Source organism: Streptomyces sp. SID13031 (genome assembly GCF_010548305.1).
Classification (GTDB): Bacteria; Actinomycetota; Actinomycetes; order Propionibacteriales; family Kribbellaceae; genus Kribbella.
On the sequence record NZ_JAAGLV010000045.1, the window covers coordinates 1 to 2,246 of the forward strand.

At 65.3% G+C, this 2,246-nt stretch carries 1 protein-coding gene; it reads left to right on the forward strand.

Features of this window, described 5'->3' with window-relative positions; all coding sequences use genetic code 11:
* Positions 1 to 679 precede the first annotated feature (679 nt).
* Positions 680 to 2,131, forward strand: a complete 1,452-nt coding sequence (gene ltrA / locus G3I17_RS39145; RefSeq protein ID WP_343238566.1) for a group II intron reverse transcriptase/maturase — start codon at positions 680 to 682, stop codon at positions 2,129 to 2,131.
* The last annotated feature ends 115 nt before the right edge of the window (positions 2,132 to 2,246 follow it).

Consider the following 2,246-nt stretch of genomic DNA (forward strand, 5'->3'; position numbering starts at 1 on the left):
GACGATCTCGTGAAGCGGGTGTTCACCGCGCCGGCACCGAACCTGGTCTGGCTGACTGATATCGAGCGCCACGAGGCGCTGTTGAACCGTGCGGTGGTGAAAGGACACCGCCTCCGGTCCGTCGCAGCGGATCGGTTGGAGCTGAGGGCAGCCTGACCTCGGAGATGCGAGGGAGGGCGGAAGCAGCCCTGACAACGACGGGACGGGCCAGTACTGCCAGATGGCCTGGGTCCGGCTAGCAAGACGGAAAGGCGTACGTGAGGAACCAACGTCTGAACGCTTCTCAAGAGAGCCACCAGCTCGAACCTGGCGGATCTGGGCTGGATAGCAGCGCGCACCCACTTGGCAGGGCCGGTGGTCTTGTTTGGTGGGGAACTCCTGGGCTGGGTGATGTCGCCGGTCGGGAGGCCACGGTGAAGGTCTGCGGCGTAGTCGTGGCGATGCTGCAGGGGCATAGTTGGGCGCCGACCCCGTCGAACGGTTCGACGGTGAACGTGGGAACCATCTCGGCGGTCCCCTCCCCGGCCAGCGGCCTGCTGGTCGGCGGGAAGGCCCGTCGTCGGCCGATGTCGCCGGGATGGGGCGGAGGACCCGTAGTAGTCCGAGGCCGGGAAAGCCGGCCACATGGCGAAGGGGTCCAGCGTGTTCGCAGCAACCGCACATCCTCAGGAGTGCGCTGGTGAATATCGGCGAGCCGTGGCCCGACCTCGATGAGGCCGAGTACCGGGTACTGAGGATGCAGAAGAAGCTGCATCGATGGGCGGTGGCCGATCCCGGCCGTCGCTTCGATGACCTCGCCAACCTTGTCTATGATCCGGCGTTCCTGGTCGTGGCATGGAACAGGGTGCGGGGCAATACGGGCGCACGAACCGCTGGCATCGACGGGGTCACTCCCCGCGGTGTCGGTTGGGGCGCTGCGGACTTGCTGGCCGGGGTCTGCGAGGACCTCAAGGCAGGGGAGTTCGTGCCGCTCCCGGTGCGGGAGAAGACGATTCCCAAGGCGTCGGGCAAGGTCCGTGCCCTGGGGATTCCGACTACCCGTGACCGGGTCGTGCAGGCTGCGTTGAAACTGGTGCTCGAGCCGATCTTCGAGGCGGACTTCAAGCCATGTTCGTATGGCTTCCGTCCGAGGCGCCGGGCGCAGGACGCGATCGCCGAGATCCATTTCCTTGCATCACCCTCCCGGAACTACGAGTGGGTGTTCGAGGCTGACATCAAGGCGTGCTTCGACGAGATTGACCACGCGGCCCTGATGGACCGGGTGCGATGTCGCGTCGGGGACAAGCGCGTCTTGGGTTGGGTGAAGGCGTTTCTGCGGGCCGGGGCTCTCACCGAGGACGGCCTGAACCGCGAGACGATCACCGGCACACCTCAAGGCGGGATCCTGTCACCGCTGCTGGCCAACATCGCCCTGTCCGTTCTGGACGAGCACTTCACCAACAAGTGGGAAGCACTCGGACCGGAATGGACTCGCATCAAGCACCGGCGGTCCGGTGGTGCGGTCATGAAACTCGTCCGTTACGCAGACGACTTCGTGGTCCTCATCCATGGACAACGCGCCGACGCTGAAGCGTTGTGGGACGAGGTCGGCAGCGTGCTCGCGCCAATGGGCCTGCGCCTATCGGCAGAGAAGACGAGCGTCTGCCACATCGATGAGGGGTTCGACTTCCTCGGCTGGCGCATCCAGCGCCGGGCCCGGCGGAGCCGGACCGGCAAGAAAGCGATCTACACCTACCCGTCGAAGAAGTCGTTGGCTTCTGTGATCGCCAAGGTGCGGACGCTGACTCGCCGTGCAAAACATCGAACGCTCGCTGACCTGCTGCGCCGGTTGAACCCGACGCTGCGGGGCTGGTGCAACTACTTCCGGCACGGGGTGTCCTCGCGGACGTTCGGCTATGTCGATCATTTCGCCTTCTGGCGGATCGTGGGCTGGCTCCGCAAACGACACGTCGGGCTGAATATGCACACCTTGGTCCGGCGCTACCTGCCCGGTTGGCAGATTCGCGCCGGAGGAATCGAGATGTTCCGACCGGAAGCCATCGTCATCGAGCGCTACCGCTACCGGGGCACCAAGATCCCAACCCCATGGTCGAGCGCGCCGACAAAGGGATCACCCGCACCATCGCAATGAACACGTGGAGAGCCGGATGCGGTGGAAGTCGCACGTCCGGTTCGGAGGGCGGGCCAGGGAAACCCACCAGCCGAAAGGCTGACAGGGCGCCCAGGTCCGACCCCTACACCGAACA